We start from the raw sequence: 14,931 nt of genomic DNA on the forward strand, positions 1-14,931 counted from the left end.
GATGGAGGCCAAGGGCGAGCTCGTGCGCTGCCTCGCCCGCATCCTCGCCCGTCTGGTCGAGCAAATCCGACTGCTCACCTGCCGTATCGAGCACCAGGTCGCCAGCCTCGATGATGGCCGTATCGTCATGAGCTTCCCGCGCGCCGGGCGCATCTGCGCCGCGAAGATCCTCGCCGAACTGGGTAGCGTGCGCAGCCGCTTCGGCACCGACGCGCAGCTGGCCGCTGAGGCCGGTGTGGCACCGGTGACCTACCAGTCGGGCAAGGCGCGTGCGGTCACCTTCCGATGGGCCTGCAACCACCGCCTGCGCGCCGCGCTCACCTGTCTGGCCGACAACTCCCGTCATGCCAGCGCCTGGGCTGCAGACATCTACGCGCGCGCAAGAGCGCGCGGCTGCGACCATCCGCACGCCATCCGCATCCTTGCCCGCGCCTGGGTGCGTGTGCTCTGGCGTGCCTGGACCGATCGCAAGCCCTATGACGTCGCCAACCACGGCGCAGCTAAGCCGTTCCTTCAAACCGCCGGGGGTTGACACAGGGTGTCTCATGCCACGTCGTGTGTGCGCCGGCGCTGCGCGGACAATGCCTGGATATAGCCGTGCAGCTCGTGGAAAGGGACGGGTTTGCGATAAATCGTGACATCCTTGGGCAGGGGACCGCGGGCGGCGATTTCTTGCGCGCTCAGCGCCGAGACCACGACGATGGAGGTGCGGCTGCTCAAGGGGTTGGTGCGCAGACGACGGATCGTTTCGAAGCCGTCGACACCGGGCATGCGCAGATCGGTGATCAGCAGGTCGGGTTGTTCGCGGCCCAGTTCGACGAGAGCGTCGAGGCCGTGATCGACGATGTTCACCTCGAGCGGAATTGGCCAGGTCGCGAACGTCTCGCGATAGAGCGTTTGCAGCAGCTTGTCGTCCTCGACGATCAGCACCCGCAGCGCGCCGCCGGGAGTGCGGCCGCGGGCGAGCAGGGCATCGACCGAGTCCTGCCAGATCCGGCGATGGCCGCCGGCGGTTTTCCAGCCGGAAAGGGCGCCCGCCTCGACCATGTTCTGGACGGTACCCAAAGACAGGCCGAGCTGGCGTGCGGCCTGGGCAGTGCTGATGAATTCGCGCTTCGACGGCTGCGTGTCGGGAATGGCAGACATCCAGATACCGAAATCGATGTAACCGGGCAAAAGTAACAGAAATGCGCAGTTTTCGGTCGGTCGGAGAGCGCTGGCGCTACAATGTCCCGGCCACTGCGGGGCGCTGCCCCCGGCTTGCCGGGCGGCCGGGCGCTTCGCTTCGTGTTTGCCTGTGTGGTCCATCAATCTGCGGAAAGAACGAGCATGAATGCGTCACGAAACGTATTGGGCGGCCCCTTGCTGGCCTGCAGTTATTCCCCGTTGACGGGGTTTTTCCGGACAGGATGCTGCGAAACCGGTCCCGACGATCTCGGCCGCCATACGATTTGCGTGCGGGTCGATGAGGCTTTTCTGGCTTTTTCCCAGGCGGTCGGCAACGACTTGAGCACACCGCGCCCGGAGTTCCGGTTTGCAGGCTTGAAGCCGGGCGATCGCTGGTGCCTGTGCGCGCTGCGCTGGAAAGAAGCCCTGGAAGCGGGCGTGGCGCCGCCGGTCGTACTCGAGGCCACGCACGAGTCGGCGCTGGGGGTGGTCGACCTGGAAACACTCAAAGCCCACGCCTACAGCGCTGCGGCAGGGCCGCGGACGTAAGCGCGATGGGGTTTGCTGAAGATCTGATCGCCTGTCTTGAACACGCCCTTGCCGGCCAGCCGGTTCCGCGTGTGCGGGCACTGCACTTGCCACCTCCCGAAGCGGCCGATTCGAGAAATGGCGAATTCTGCGCGCTGGAACTCGATGACGGGGCGCTCGGCCTTTCCTACGTCCTGCTCGGCAACGCCCTGGCCCGGCTGCTCGGTTCGGATGACCCGAAAGCCATTGTCGGGATGGATGGGCTGCAGCTCGCGCGCGAATTCGCGGCCCCCGCAGGCGTGGGAGGCGATGCCGAGTTGCGCCGGATGCTGGGATTCGCTGCGGCCAATGCGCTGTCGCGCACGGTGATGGACCGGATGGGTTTTGCGCCGCCGCGCGCACCTGATTCGATCGGTGGGATCGCGCCCCGGGCGGGGGACCATATCGGCATGGTCGGGCTGTTCACGCCGCTGCTCAAGCAGGTTACGGCAGCGGGCGCGCGGCTGACCGTGATCGAGCTCAATCCCGAGCGTGTCGGCGAGTACGAGGGCTACCGCGTGACCCTCGATGCGGGTGAGCTCGAGGCCTGCGACAAGGTGCTGTCGACCAGCACGATCCTGCTCAACCATACGGTGGACGCCATCCTCGGCCATTGCCGCCACGCCCGCCGTATCGTGCTGATTGGCCCGAGCGCGGGTTGTCTGCCCGATCCGCTGTTCGCCCGCGGCGTGACCATGGTGGGAGGCAGCTGGGTCACCGATCGCACAGGCTTCATCGACGCCTTGCGGCGGGGCGATGCCTGGAGCGGCTTCGCCTACAAGTTCGCCCTCGCCGCAGCGGACTGGCCCGGCCTGCCTCGCGTTTGAGGCAGGGCGCTGCCTTGGCGCCTTCGAGAACCCGACAAAAATAAGCGTCCCGATGAATCTCTCTCCCCGGCTGTTCTTCTTTCTGATCCTGCCGCCCCTGCTGTGGGCGATCAACGCGGTCGTCGGCCGGATTGCGATCGAGCGTATGGATCCGCTCTGGCTCAATGCGGTGCGCTGGGCGCTGGCCCTCGTGCTGCTGCTGCCGCTGGGCTGGCGCGCCTTCGGCACGCCTGCGGCGCGTGCTCAGGTGCGGGCGCGCTGGGTGCATCTGGCCGTGCTTGGGCTGATCGGCGTGGGCGCCTACAACGCGCTGCAATACATGGCGTTGCGCACCAGTACGCCACTCAACGTCACCCTGATCGCCTCGAGCGCGCCGGTGTGGATGATGCTGATCGGTGCGCTGTTCTACCGCGTGATTCCGCGCCCGGTGCAGGTTCTCGGCGCGCTGCTGTCGCTCGCCGGGGTGGCGGTGGTGCTCTCGCGCGGCGAGCTGGGCGCGCTCGCGCGCATCGAGTTCGTCGAGGGCGATCTGTTGATGCTGCTGGCGATGATGGGCTGGACCGCCTACAGCTGGATGCTCGCCCGTCCGCCCGCACACATGGCCGGGGAAGCCCGCCCGGCGTGGAACTGGGCGGAATTCCTCGTCGTGCAGTGCGTGTTCGGGGTGGGCTGGGCGGTCGCCGCCGCAGCCGCCGGCGATCTGATCCTGCCTTCGGGGCCGACGCAGTGGTCGTGGGGGCTGGCCGCCATCATCCTCTATGTCGCCGTCGGACCGTCGATCATCGCCTACCGTGCGTGGGGCGTGGCGGTGGCTGAAGCCGGCCCGGCGGTTGCGGCCATCTTCTACAACTTCAATCCGCTGTTTACCGCGGTGCTGTCGGCCGCCGTGATCGGCGAGTGGCCGCGCCTCTACCATGGTGCCGCGTTCGTGCTGATCGTCGGCGGCATCCTGGTCAGCACGCAGACCGCGCGCCGGCGCGCGGCCTGAGGACAACACGGGCGGGGCGTCTGCCGTCCCGGCCGGATGTCCTCGCGCCGGCTGTTACGGCTGTAGTGCCGTCGACCTGCCCGCCGCAGTGTCGTCTGCGGCGGGCTCTTCGGCGAACGCTGGAAACCGGTCAGCGCGCGGTCAGCGCGCGATCGGCTTGTAGCGGATGCGCTTGGGTTTGGCGCCTTCCTCGCCGAGGCGTTTCTTCTTGTCCTCTTCGTATTCCTGGTAGTTGCCCTCGAAGAAGAACCACTGTGAATCGCCCTCGGCCGCCAGGATGTGGGTGCAGATGCGGTCGAGGAACCAGCGGTCGTGCGAGATCACCAGCGCGCAGCCAGCGAATTCGAGCAAGGCGTCTTCGAGCGCGCGCAGGGTCTCGACGTCGAGGTCGTTGGACGGTTCGTCGAGCAACAGCACGTTGCCGCCCTGGATCAGGGTCTTGGCCAGGTGCAGGCGCCCACGCTCGCCGCCGGAGAGGTTGCCGACGATCTTCTGCTGGTCGCCGCCCTTGAAGTTGAAGCGGCCGATGTAGGCCCGGCTGGGCATCTCGAAGCGGCCCACGGTGAGCACGTCGGCGCCGTCGGAAACAGCGTCGAACACCGTCTTGTCGTTGGCGAGGCCCTCGCGGGTCTGGTCGACCGCGGCGATCTTGACCGTGGAGCCGATCTCGACCGTGCCCGAATCCGGTGTGTCGCGGCCTTCGATCATCTTGAAGAGGGTCGATTTACCGGCGCCGTTGGGGCCGATGATGCCGACGATGGCGCCCGGCGGGATGCTGAAGCTGACCTTGTCCATCAGCAGCTTGTCGCCGAAGGCCTTGCTCACCTCGTGGAACTCGATGACCTTGTCGCCGAGGCGCTCGCCGGGCGGAATGAAAATCTCCTGGGTCTCGTTGCGGCGCTGGTATTCGACGCTCGCCATTTCCTCGTAGCGGGCGAGGCGGGCCTTGGATTTGGCCTGGCGCGCCTTGGGGTTGGAGCGCGCCCATTCCAGCTCGGTCTTCATCGCCTTCTGGTGCGCGGCTTCCTGCTTGGCTTCCTGCGCCAGGCGATCACCCTTCTGCTCGAGCCAGGACGAGTAGTTGCCCTTCCACGGGATGCCGTGGCCGCGGTCGAGTTCGAGGATCCACTCGGCGGCGTTGTCGAGGAAGTAGCGGTCGTGGGTGACGGCGACCACGGTGCCGGGGAAGCGGGTGAGGAACTGCTCCAGCCACTCGACCGATTCGGCGTCGAGGTGGTTGGTGGGCTCGTCGAGCAGCAGCATGTCGGGCTTGGAGAGCAGCAGCTTGCACAGCGCGACGCGGCGCTTCTCGCCGCCCGACAGGTTGCCGATGACGGCGTCCCAGGGCGGCAGGCGCAGCGCGTCGGCGGCGATTTCCATCTGGGTCTCGATGTCGCTGCCGGCCGTAGACAGGATGTTCTCGTACCTGGCCTGTTCCTCGGCGAGCTTGTCGAAGTCGGCGTCGGGCTCGGCGTAGGCGGCGTAGACCTCTTCCAGCTTCTGGCGCGCTTCCATGATTTCGCCGAGGGCGGATTCGACCTCTTCCTTCACCGTCCTGGCCGGGTCGAGCTCGGGTTCCTGCGGCAGGTAGCCGATGCGCTGGCCGGCGAGCCACTGCACTTCGCCGTCGTATTCCTTGTCCACTCCGGCCATGATGCGCAGCACGGTGGATTTGCCCGAGCCGTTGAGGCCGAGCAGGCCGATTTTGGCGCCGGGGAAGAAGGAGAGGGAGATGTCCTTGATGATCTGACGCTTGGGCGGAACGATCTTGCTCACGCGCAGCATCGACATGACGTATTGGGCCATTGGGCGGAGGTCCTGCGGAGTCGGAAAGGGCAGGAGTCTACCGGAGGCGGACGCGGGGAGCACGCATCGTCTTGCGCCCGAGCAGGGCGGGCGCAGCGGGCGAGGATGCTCCGGCGGAAGGGGGAGGGGCGGTGCGTGAGGTGGCGCCGCAGTGGGTCACCTCACCGCCGTGGGTCGGATCATTTCTCGACGAAGGCGCGCTCGATCACGTAGTCGCCGGCCACGCCGATACGTGGCGACATTGCGAAGCCGCGTGCGTCGAGCAGGTCGCAGCAGTCCTTGTTCATCGCCTGGCTGCCGCAGATCATCACCCGGTCGTGCGCAGGATCGAGCGCAGGCAGGCCGATGTCGGCGAACAGCTTGCCGGTTTCGATCACATGAGTGATGCGGCCGGTGTTGCGAAAGGGTTCGCGGGTCACGGTCGGGTAGTAGATCAGCTGTTCGCGCACCTGCTCGCCGAAAAATTCGTTCTGCGGCAGCTCGCGGGTGATGAACTCGGTGTAAGCGAGCTCCGAGACGAAACGCACCCCGTGCACCAGCACCACCTTCTCGAAGCGCTCGTAGGTGTGCGGGTCCTGGATCACGCTGAGGAAGGGTGCGAGGCCGGTGCCGGTGGCGAGCAGGTAGAGGTGCTTGCCGGGGTGGAGGTCGTGCACGACGAGCGTGCCGGTGGGCTTCTTGCTGACCACGATCGGGTCGCCCGGACGCAGAAACTGCAGGCGCGAGGTGAGCGGGCCGTCGGGGACCTTGATGCTGAAGAACTCGAGGTGCTCCTCGTGGTTGGGGCTGGCGATGCTGTAGGCGCGGGTCAGCGGCTTGCCTTCGACATCGAGGCCGATCATCACGAACTGGCCGTTCTCGAAGCGCAGGCCGGGGTTGCGGGTGGTGCGAAAGCTGAACAGGGAGTCGTTCCAGTGATGGACGCTGAGGACGGTTTCGGTGACGAGGTTGGTCATGATCGGGGGCCGTGTGCGAAGTTGGGATGGGTGGATTCTAGGGAGATTCTTTTACCTTTTTACTGGATAATATCTCTATCTCTTACCTGAAAAATTGATATGCGATTCACCCTTCGTCAGCTTCAGGTCTTCGTCGGGGTCGCGCGCAGCGAGAACGTGTCGCGCGCAGCCGAGGCGCTGGCGCTGTCGCAGTCGGCGGCGAGCGCGGCGCTGGCCGAACTGGAGAGCCTGTTCGAGCAGCAGCTGTTCGACCGCAGGGGCAAGCGCCTGCGCTTGAACGAGCAGGGCAGCCTGCTGCTGCCGCATGCGGTGGAGCTGCTCGACCGTGCCGAGGAGATCGAGACCTTGCTGCGCGGCAAGCATGGCTTGGGCAATTTGCGCGTGGGGGCGACACTGACGATCGGCAACTACCTGCTGCCGCTGATCGCGTCGGCGTACCTGCAGCGCCATCCGGAAAGCCGGGTCCGGCTGCAGGTGCATAACACGGCGAGCATCGCCGCGATGCTGCTGCGCTACGAGATCGACCTCGGCCTGGTCGAAGGGCAGGTGGTGGATGCCGAAATCGAGCTCGAGCCGTGGGTCGATGACGAACTGGTGGTGTTTTGTGCGCCCTCGCATGCGCTGGCCGGACGCAAGGCGGTGTCGGTGGATGAGATCGCGCAGCAGCCGTGGATTTTGCGCGAGCGTGGCTCGGGAACGCGCGAAACCTTCGATCGGGCGCTGCGCCACCGCCCCGGCGGGTTGGTGCCGCGCCTCGAGCTGGAGCACACCGAGGCGGTGAAACGTGCGGTGGAAAGCGGGCTGGGGCTGGGGTGCCTGTCGCGGCTGGCGCTGCGCGATGCGTTGCGGCGTGGCAGCCTGGTGGCGCTGGAGGCGCCGGAGCTCGACCTGCGCCGGCAGTTCAGCTTCGCCTGGCACAAGGGGAAGTACCACAGCGCGGCGATCCGCTGCTTTCTCGACGATTGTCGCGCGTTCACCGCTGGCGCCCGCCGCAGCGATCTGATTGCGCTGCCGGCGGTGCGCTGAGGATCGGCAGGGTGCCGGTGCCCGGCCCGCGGCCTGCCGAGGGCGCCTGGTCTGGGTATTCGGCTCTTTTTGTACGGCTCTTCTTGTTCGAGCCGTTTCCGGGTGCTGCCGGCTTCAGACGGCGCCGCGGCGGCGGAAGTCGTGGAGGCGGAAGCCGAGAGCGAACAGGGTGGCGAAGTAGGCGAGCGCGCCGGCGGTGACGATCGCGGCCAGCCGCAGGCCGCGTTCCAGTCCGCCGATCTGCACCCAGCGCGCTTCCGCGCCGCTGCCGAACCACAAAACCGCCCCCATCACCGCCAGTGCCGCGAGCAGCTTGAGCGCAAACACGCTCCAGCCCGGCTGCGGAGCGTAGATCGCCCGCCGGCGCAGGCCGCGGAACAGCAGCCCGGCGTTCAGGCAGGAGGCCAGGCCGATCGCCAGCGCCAGCCCGGCGTGGCGCAGCGGAATAATGAAGGCGAGATTCATCAGCTGGGTGGCGGCAAGCGTGATCAGCGCGATCTTGACCGGAGTACGGATGTCCTGACGGGCGTAGAAGCCGGGCGCCAGCACCTTCACCAGGATCAGCCCGGTGAGGCCGATGCTGTAGGCGACCAGCGCGCTGCGCGTGTGCATGACGTCGGCGGCGGAAAAGGCGCCGTAGTTGAACAGCGTCGCCACCAGCGGCACTGCCAGCAGCGCCAACCCGAGCGCGGCCGGCAGGGTCAGCAGCAGGGTCAGGCGCAGGCCCCAGTCGAGCAGCGCGGAGAATTGTTCCGCGTTGTCGTCGGCGTGCAGCCTGGACAGACTGGGGAGCAGGACCGTCCCCAGCGCGACACCGAGCAGGCCGGCGGGGAATTCCATCAGGCGGTCGGCGTAGTACAGCCAGGACACGCTGCCGCTTTCCAGGAAGGAGGCGAAGACGGTGTTGATCAAGAGCGAGATCTGGCTCACCGACACGCCCAGCAGGGCCGGTGCCATCAGTTTCATGATGCGGCGCACGCCGGGGTCGGAAAGATTCAGCTCGAAGCGCGGCAGCATGCCGATCTTCGCCAGCGGGCGGATCTGCAGTGCGAGCTGAAGCAGGCCGCCGAGAAACACCGCCCAGGCCAGCGCGAGCACCGGCGGATCGAAGTAGGGGACGGCGAACAGGGCCATGCCGATGAAGGCGAGGTTGAGCAGCACTGGAGTGAACGCCGGGATCGCGAACCGGCTCCAGGTGTTGAGCACGCCGCCGGCGAGCGCTACCAGGGCCATGAAGAAAATGTAGGGGAAGGTGATGCGGGTGAGCTCGACGGTGAGTTCGAACTTGCCGGGGTCGCCGGCAAAGCCGGGGGCGGAAACGTAGATGATCAGTGGGGCGGCAAGCGCGCCGAGGGCGGCGACGCAGGCTACCACCAGGCCGAGCAGGGTCGCCACGCGGTCGACCAGGGTCTGCGTCGCTTGCGCCCCCTGGCGGTTCTTGTACTCGGCGAGGATGGGTACGAAGGCTTGGGAGAAGGCGCCTTCGGCGAACATCCGGCGCAGCAGGTTGGGCAGGCGGAAGGCGACGAAGAAGGCGTCGGTGGCCATGCCGGCACCGAAGGTGCGTGCGATCACGAAATCGCGCACGAAGCCGAGGATGCGGGACAGCAGGGTCATGCCGCTGACGGTGGCGAGGGCGCGCAGCAGGTTCATGCGGGAGGGGGGAGGGCGCCGGGGTGGCGCGCTGGAGATGGGGAGCGCGCATGATAGCCGAAAACGGGCTTGCATCCGGACGGCTACGCGGATAGAATCGCGGACTTTCTAGAACCACCAATACGGAATCGAATTTATGGCCAACTCGGCACAAGCTCGCAAGCGCGCCCGTCAGGCAGTCAAGTCTCGCGCTCACAACGCCAGCCTTCGCTCCCGCCTGCGTACCGCGATCAAGGCCGTGCGCAAGGCCATCGCGGGTGGCGACAAGGCGGCGGCTCAGTCGGTCTTTCGCGCCTCGATGAGCACCATCGACAGCATCGCCGACAAGAAGATCATCCACAAGAACAAGGCCGCGCGTCACAAGAGCCGCCTGTCGGCTGCGGTCAAGTCGATGGCGGTCTGAGCCGTCCGGCACGCAAGCCGCTGCGCCGCTGCGGCGCAATGAATAAAAAAGCGACCATCAGGTCGCTTTTTTTATGGGGGCGAGCCCCGGAAAGTTGCGGTCGTGTTTCGGTCGGCGGTGCAGGGTGGGTGCGGTCACGCAGAATCGCGCCGCGGATGTCCATGCTGCCGGCCTGCCGGCGACGGAGCGCTAGAGCGGGGTGTCGCCCATCCAGTCGATCTGCAGGTCGTTGTCGTTGGCGAAGTTGATGAGGAATTTGTAGGCCAGCGGCTCGATGTCGTAGAGCCGGGCGTCGACGAGGACGGTCTTGTTGCCGGTGAGCGTGCAGCCCGGGCGCACGTAGGGAGAGTACATCATGCGATGGTCGGCGCCGAAAGCGGACATGATGCCGCACAGGCGGTCGGCCCAATCGCTTGGACGGAACGTCTTTCCTTCCCTCGTGACCCCGACAATGACGAAGTTTTCGATCTTCTGGTTCATGTGTGATGCCTTGGCGGCTTCGGGGGGTGTTCAGGTCCCGGTTCCTTGTCGCCGGGACTCAAAAGCGCGCGAATTCTAGCAGAAAAGCACGGCTCGAAACGGGCGAGGGTGCGAGTGCGGACGGCGGGGGCGGGCGATGAGGGCGGACGCGGCCTGAAGGACAGGGTGCGGGGGTGCTGCCGGTGGCGGTGCGGGCACGGCCGTGGAGGGGCGGTCGCGGGAGGCTGGATCGTGATCCCGGGAGGCATTCGAACGCTGTCGGGCTTATGTACAGGGCCGAGGTTTTTGGCTTAACATCCGGACTTCACCCTGCACGGCGGCACCTGCCGCCGTGCGCGTTTTTCAGCCTTCGTTTCGTTCGAGGTACTCCATGTCCCATCTGATGAACACCTACGCGCGCCTGCCCGTCGCCTTCACGCACGGAGAGGGCGTGTGGCTGTACGATGATGCTGGCAAGCGCTATCTCGATGCCCTGTCGGGGATCGCCGTCAATACCCTTGGCCACAACCACCCCGGCTTGGTCAAGGCCATCGCCGACCAGGCTGCGCGCGTGCTCCACACTTCCAACCTGTACGGCATTCCGCTGCAGGAACGTCTTGCCGACCGCATCGCCGAAGCGTCGGGTATGGATGAAGTGTTCTTCTGCAATTCCGGTTGTGAAGCCAATGAAGCCGCAATCAAGCTCGCGCGCATGTACGGTCATCAGAAGGGGATCGATCTTCCCCACGTCATCGTGATGGAAAATGCTTTCCACGGGCGTACCCTGGCGACCCTGTCGGCAACCGGCAACCGCAAGGCCCAGGCTGGTTTCGAACCGTTGGTGCAGGGATTCATCCGCGTCCCTTACCGCGACATCGAGGCGATCCGCAAAATCGGCGAACACAATCACGGTGTGGCCGCGGTGATGCTGGAGATGATCCAGGGTGAGGGCGGTGTCAATGTGGCCGACGAGACCTTCCAGCGCGAATTGCGCGCGTTGTGCGACGAGAAGGGTTGGTTGCTGATCTGCGACGAAGTCCAGTGCGGCATGGGGCGTACCGGCAAGTGGTTCGGCTGGCAGCACGCCGGCGCGAAGCCGGACGTGATGACGCTAGCGAAGGGGCTGGCCTCGGGCGTACCCATTGGCGCATGCGTCACCGCAGGCAAGGCGAAGGGGCTGTTCGGGCCGGGGAATCACGGCTCCACCTTCGGCGGCAATCCGCTGGCCTGTGCGGCCGGCCTGGCCACTTTCGACGCGATTGTCGGCGACAGGCTGATGGAGAATGCCGTTACTGTCGGCGAGGCGATCCGCAAGGGAATCGCCGAAGCGCTCGAAGGCGTTGCCGGCGTGGTCGATGTCCGCGGCCGCGGGCTGATGATCGGTATCGAACTCGACCGTCCCTGCGGGGAGCTGATGGCACGTGCCGCCGAACAGGGGCTGCTGCTCAGCATCACTTCGGAGCGCGTCGTCCGCCTGCTGCCGGCGCTCACCTTCACCGCCGCCGATGCGCAGACATTGGTGTCGATGCTGGCGCCGATGATCCGCGATTTCCTCGCCCAGGGCTAAGGAGGTGGCATGAGCCAGATCAAGCATTATCTGCAGTTCAAGGATTTCTCCCGCGAGGAGTACGGCCATCTGTTCGCGCGTGCGAAGTGGATCAAGGACAAGTTCAAGCGCTACGAGCCCTACCATCCGCTGTTCGACCGCACCCTGGTAATGATCTTCGAGAAGGCCAGCACCCGGACCCGGCTGTCGTTCGAAGCCGGCATGCACCAGCTCGGTGGCACGGCGATCTATCTCAACACCCGCGACTCGCAGCTGGGGCGCGGCGAGCCGGTCGAAGATGCCGGCCAGGTGATTTCGCGGATGAGCGACCTGGTGATGATCCGTACCTTCGAGCAGGACATCGTCGAACGCTTCGCCGCCAATTCGCGCGTGCCGGTGATCAACGGCCTGACCAACGAATACCATCCCTGCCAGATCCTCGCCGACATCTTCACCTACATCGAGCACCGCGGCTCGATCCAGGGCAAGACCGTGGCCTGGGTCGGCGACAGCAACAACATGTGCAACACCTGGCTGCAGGCCGCTGAAGTGCTCGACTTCAACGTCCATGTGTCGACGCCGCCGGGCTACGAAGTCGAGCCCGAACGCGCCGGCTTGTACGGCACGGCCAACTTCGAGCAGTTCGCCGATCCGCTCGAGGCGTGCAAGGGTGCCGACCTGGTCACCACCGACGTGTGGACTTCGATGGGCTTCGAGGCCGAGAACGAAGAGCGCGCGAAAGCCTTCGCCGACTGGTGCGTCGATGCCGAGATGATGGCGGTTGCGCACAAGGATGCGCTGTTCATGCACTGCCTGCCGGCGCACCGCGGCGAGGAAGTCACCGCCGAGGTCATGGACGGCCCGCAGTCGGTGGTCTGGGACGAGGCGGAAAACCGTCTGCACGCGCAGAAAGCGCTGATGGAATATCTGATGCTCGGCCGCATCGAGGACTGACCGAGCCGCGGAACAATCACGGTGTGCACGGGCGTGCGCGCCGGCAACACAGCAGGAAACAGGAAAACAGCATGAGCGACGTCAACAAGGTTGTGCTCGCCTACTCGGGCGGGCTGGACACTTCGGTCATCCTGAAGTGGCTGCAGGACACCTACCGGTGCGAAGTGGTGACCTTCACCGCCGACCTCGGCCAGGGTGAGGAACTCGAGCCCGCGCGCACCAAGGCGCTCAAGTTCGGGATCAAGCCCGAGAACATCTTCATCGACGATCTGCGCGAGGAGTTCGTGCGCGACTTCGTCTTCCCGATGTTTCGCGCCAATACCGTCTACGAGGGCGAATACCTGCTCGGCACCTCGATCGCGCGGCCGCTGATCGCCAAACGCCAGATCGAGATCGCGCGCGCCGCTGGCGCCGACGCGGTGTCGCACGGCGCCACCGGCAAGGGCAACGACCAGGTCCGCTTCGAGCTCGGCTACTACGCCCTGATGCCGGGGGTGAAGGTGATCGCGCCGTGGCGCGAGTGGGATCTGCTGTCGCGCGAGAAGCTGCTCGCCTACGCCGAAAAGCACGGCATCCCGATCGAGATGAAGCACAAGCAGGGCGGCTCGCCCTATTCGATGGACGCCAACCTGCTGCATATTTCCTTCGAAGGGCGCCACCTCGAGAACCCTGCCGCCGAAGCCGAAGAGTCGATGTGGCGCTGGACCGTGTCGCCCGAGGCGGCCCCGGACGCCGCCGAGTACATCGACCTGGAGTTCGAGCGGGGCGACCTCGTCGCCATCGACGGCACCCGCATGAAGCCGCACGAGCTGCTCGCCAAGCTCAATGAGCTCGGCGGCAAGCACGGCATCGGCCGCCTCGATCTGGTCGAGAACCGCTACGTCGGCATGAAGAGCCGCGGCTGCTACGAGACCCCGGGTGGCACTATCCTGCTGCGCGCCCACCGCGCCATCGAATCGATCACGCTCGACCGCGAAGTCGCCCACCTCAAGGACGACCTCATGGCACGCTACGCCAGCATGATCTACAACGGCTACTGGTGGAGCCCCGAGCGCCAGGCGATCCAGGCGCTGATCGATCACACCCAGCAGACCGTCAACGGCTGGGTGCGGCTCAAGCTCTACAAAGGCAACGTCATCGTCACCGGGCGCGACTCGAAGACCGATTCGCTGTTCGACCCGACCATCGCCACTTTCGAGGACGACGCCGGCGCCTACAACCAGAAAGACGCCCACGGCTTCATCCGCCTCAACGCGCTGCGCATGCGCATCGCCGCCAACGCCAGGACGAAGCGCGGCTGATCCGCCTCCGGCCGGCGCCCCGCGCTCCGTTGCGCAGGGCGCCGGCCGCATCCTTCGAGTACTGCCTTCCGATGGACGACGACATCCTCCTCTTCGGCCTCACCCTCGCCGAGTTCGAGTCGATCTCGCTGAAGGTCTGCCTCGCGGCCCTGGTCCTCTACATGCTGTTCATCATCGGCAATCTCGCCAAGGAGTCGAAGGCCGGCCGCTACGGCACGATCTGGCTGTTCGTCGTCCTCGGCCTGGGCTTTCTCGGCTTCATCTCGAAGGGTCTCATCCAGAAAATCCTCGGCATCGAATAGGAGTCCGCTTTCGCCATGAGCATCACCGCAAAGATCGACGGCGTCGCCGTCACCACCCAGGCCAATGTCTACTTCGACGGCAAGTGCGTCAGCCACGGCATCCAGTTCGCCGATGGCACGAAGAAGTCGGTCGGCGTCATCCTGCCGGCCGCGCTCACCTTCAATACCGGCGCGCCCGAAATCATGGAAGGCGTCGCCGGCCAGTGCCGCGTGCGCCTGAAGAGCAGCGATGGCAAGCCCGGGGAATGGAAGACCTACGGCGCCGGTGAATCCTTCCGCGTGCCGGGAAACTCCAGCTTCGACATCGAGGTTGCGGGCGAGCCTTATCACTACATCTGTCATTTCGGCTGAACGCGGGCACGGGGAGGAAATCATGCCGTCTTTCGACATCATGTCCGAAGTCGATCAGCCTTCGCTGCGCAACGCCGTCGAGCAGGCCAACCGCAAGGTCGAGGGGCGCCACGACTTCAAGGGCACCAGCGCCAAGATCGAACATGCCGACAAGCTGCTCACTCTCTACGGCGACAGCGACTTCCAGCTCGACCAGATCAAGACCATCCTGCTGCCCGAGATGACCAAGAAAAACGTCGACGTGCGTTGCCTCGACTACGGCGACGTGCAGAAGATTTCCGGCAACAAGGTCAAGCAGGAAGTCAAAGTACGGGTCGGCGTCGATCAGGATCTGGCGAAGAAGATCGTCAAGCAGATCAAGGACAGCAAGCTCAAGGTCCAGGCTGCGATCCAGGGCGACGCGGTGCGTGTCTCCGGCGCCAAGCGCGACGTACTGCAGGAGGCGATCGCGCTGGTGAAAAAGCAGATCACCGATTTCCCGCTGCAGTACGGCAACTTCAGGGACTGAAGCCCCCAGGGCTACCGCAGCTACCCATTTGTCGTTGAGCATCAAAAAATGACGTTCACGATCAAATACTTGCCGCACCCCTGTTCACAAGCTGTTGTTTTGTGTAGCTTCCTGTCT

The 14,931-nt window shown here is 65.6% G+C and carries 17 protein-coding genes; 12 read left to right on the forward strand and 5 right to left on the reverse strand.

Annotated features, from left to right (window positions below; genetic code table 11):
* On the forward strand, nucleotides 1-532 hold a 532-nt coding region (locus MXC99_RS01335), incomplete at its 5' end, for a transposase (RefSeq protein ID WP_247723830.1).
* Nucleotides 533-543: 11 nt separating this feature from the next.
* Here the strand turns inward: MXC99_RS01335 and MXC99_RS01340 are convergent.
* A complete protein-coding gene (locus tag MXC99_RS01340; protein ID WP_348772076.1) occupies nucleotides 544-1,308 on the reverse strand; it encodes a response regulator in 765 nt (254 codons plus the stop codon).
* A gap of 21 nt (nucleotides 1,309-1,329) precedes the next feature.
* Between MXC99_RS01340 and MXC99_RS01345 the strand changes: the two genes are divergently transcribed.
* The 3 genes from MXC99_RS01345 to MXC99_RS01355 are packed head-to-tail and all read left to right on the forward strand — an operon-like array spanning nucleotide 1,330 to nucleotide 3,549.
* Nucleotides 1,330-1,716: a DUF2237 family protein gene (locus tag MXC99_RS01345; protein WP_247723831.1), complete on the forward strand. Its 387-nt coding sequence runs from the start codon at nucleotides 1,330-1,332 to the stop codon at nucleotides 1,714-1,716.
* 5 nt (nucleotides 1,717-1,721) lie between these two features.
* Complete coding sequence (locus MXC99_RS01350; RefSeq protein ID WP_247723832.1) at nucleotides 1,722-2,561, forward strand: Rossmann-like domain-containing protein; 840 nt, start codon at nucleotides 1,722-1,724, stop codon at nucleotides 2,559-2,561.
* 52 nt (nucleotides 2,562-2,613) lie between these two features.
* Complete coding sequence (locus MXC99_RS01355) at nucleotides 2,614-3,549, forward strand: DMT family transporter (protein WP_247723833.1); 936 nt, start codon at nucleotides 2,614-2,616, stop codon at nucleotides 3,547-3,549.
* A 141-nt stretch (nucleotides 3,550-3,690) separates the two neighbouring features.
* On the opposite strand, the gene ettA is transcribed toward MXC99_RS01355, so the two are convergent.
* Both ettA and MXC99_RS01365 read right to left on the reverse strand, forming a co-directional pair.
* On the reverse strand, nucleotides 3,691-5,355 hold the full coding sequence (gene ettA / locus MXC99_RS01360) for an energy-dependent translational throttle protein EttA (protein WP_247723834.1): 1,665 nt from the start codon (nucleotides 5,353-5,355) through the stop codon (nucleotides 3,691-3,693).
* Between the two features lie 179 nt (nucleotides 5,356-5,534).
* Complete coding sequence (locus MXC99_RS01365) at nucleotides 5,535-6,311, reverse strand: ferredoxin--NADP reductase (protein WP_247723835.1); 777 nt, start codon at nucleotides 6,309-6,311, stop codon at nucleotides 5,535-5,537.
* A gap of 99 nt (nucleotides 6,312-6,410) precedes the next feature.
* On the opposite strand from MXC99_RS01365, the gene MXC99_RS01370 reads away from it, so the two are divergent.
* On the forward strand, nucleotides 6,411-7,337 hold the full coding sequence (locus MXC99_RS01370; protein WP_247723836.1) for a LysR family transcriptional regulator: 927 nt from the start codon (nucleotides 6,411-6,413) through the stop codon (nucleotides 7,335-7,337).
* Nucleotides 7,338-7,451: 114 nt separating this feature from the next.
* Here the strand turns inward: MXC99_RS01370 and murJ are convergent, their stop codons facing one another.
* A complete protein-coding gene (gene murJ / locus MXC99_RS01375) occupies nucleotides 7,452-8,990 on the reverse strand; it encodes a murein biosynthesis integral membrane protein MurJ (protein WP_247723837.1) in 1,539 nt (512 codons plus the stop codon).
* Nucleotides 8,991-9,126: 136 nt separating this feature from the next.
* On the opposite strand from murJ, the gene rpsT reads away from it, so the two are divergent.
* The gene (gene rpsT / locus MXC99_RS01380) at nucleotides 9,127-9,393 is read left to right on the forward strand and encodes a 30S ribosomal protein S20 (protein ID WP_247723838.1); all 267 of its coding nucleotides are present in this window, start codon (nucleotides 9,127-9,129) and stop codon (nucleotides 9,391-9,393) included.
* 189 nt (nucleotides 9,394-9,582) lie between these two features.
* Here the strand turns inward: rpsT and MXC99_RS01385 are convergent, their stop codons facing one another.
* A complete protein-coding gene (locus MXC99_RS01385; protein WP_075148715.1) occupies nucleotides 9,583-9,873 on the reverse strand; it encodes a DUF3579 domain-containing protein in 291 nt (96 codons plus the stop codon).
* 370 nt (nucleotides 9,874-10,243) lie between these two features.
* On the opposite strand from MXC99_RS01385, the gene MXC99_RS01390 reads away from it, so the two are divergent.
* The 6 genes from MXC99_RS01390 to MXC99_RS01415 all read left to right on the forward strand — a co-directional run bounded on the left by MXC99_RS01390 (nucleotide 10,244) and on the right by MXC99_RS01415 (nucleotide 14,814).
* Nucleotides 10,244-11,419: an aspartate aminotransferase family protein gene (locus tag MXC99_RS01390; RefSeq protein ID WP_247723839.1), complete on the forward strand. Its 1,176-nt coding sequence runs from the start codon at nucleotides 10,244-10,246 to the stop codon at nucleotides 11,417-11,419.
* Nucleotides 11,420-11,428: 9 nt separating this feature from the next.
* Nucleotides 11,429-12,352 carry an ornithine carbamoyltransferase gene (argF, locus tag MXC99_RS01395; RefSeq protein WP_247723840.1) on the forward strand — a complete coding sequence of 308 codons (924 nt, stop codon included), beginning with the start codon at nucleotides 11,429-11,431 and terminating at the stop codon, nucleotides 12,350-12,352.
* A 71-nt stretch (nucleotides 12,353-12,423) separates the two neighbouring features.
* The gene (locus MXC99_RS01400) at nucleotides 12,424-13,653 is read left to right on the forward strand and encodes an argininosuccinate synthase (protein ID WP_247723841.1); all 1,230 of its coding nucleotides are present in this window, start codon (nucleotides 12,424-12,426) and stop codon (nucleotides 13,651-13,653) included.
* A gap of 71 nt (nucleotides 13,654-13,724) precedes the next feature.
* The gene (locus MXC99_RS01405) at nucleotides 13,725-13,955 is read left to right on the forward strand and encodes a DUF2788 domain-containing protein (protein WP_107220827.1); all 231 of its coding nucleotides are present in this window, start codon (nucleotides 13,725-13,727) and stop codon (nucleotides 13,953-13,955) included.
* A 15-nt stretch (nucleotides 13,956-13,970) separates the two neighbouring features.
* Nucleotides 13,971-14,306 carry a pyrimidine/purine nucleoside phosphorylase gene (locus MXC99_RS01410; RefSeq protein WP_247723842.1) on the forward strand — a complete coding sequence of 112 codons (336 nt, stop codon included), beginning with the start codon at nucleotides 13,971-13,973 and terminating at the stop codon, nucleotides 14,304-14,306.
* Nucleotides 14,307-14,328: 22 nt separating this feature from the next.
* On the forward strand, nucleotides 14,329-14,814 hold the full coding sequence (locus MXC99_RS01415) for a YajQ family cyclic di-GMP-binding protein (RefSeq protein WP_247723843.1): 486 nt from the start codon (nucleotides 14,329-14,331) through the stop codon (nucleotides 14,812-14,814).
* Nucleotides 14,815-14,931 lie beyond the last annotated feature (117 nt).

The organism is Thauera aromatica (genome assembly GCF_023093595.1).
In the GTDB taxonomy this organism is placed as follows: Bacteria; Pseudomonadota; Gammaproteobacteria; order Burkholderiales; family Rhodocyclaceae; genus Thauera; species Thauera aromatica_A.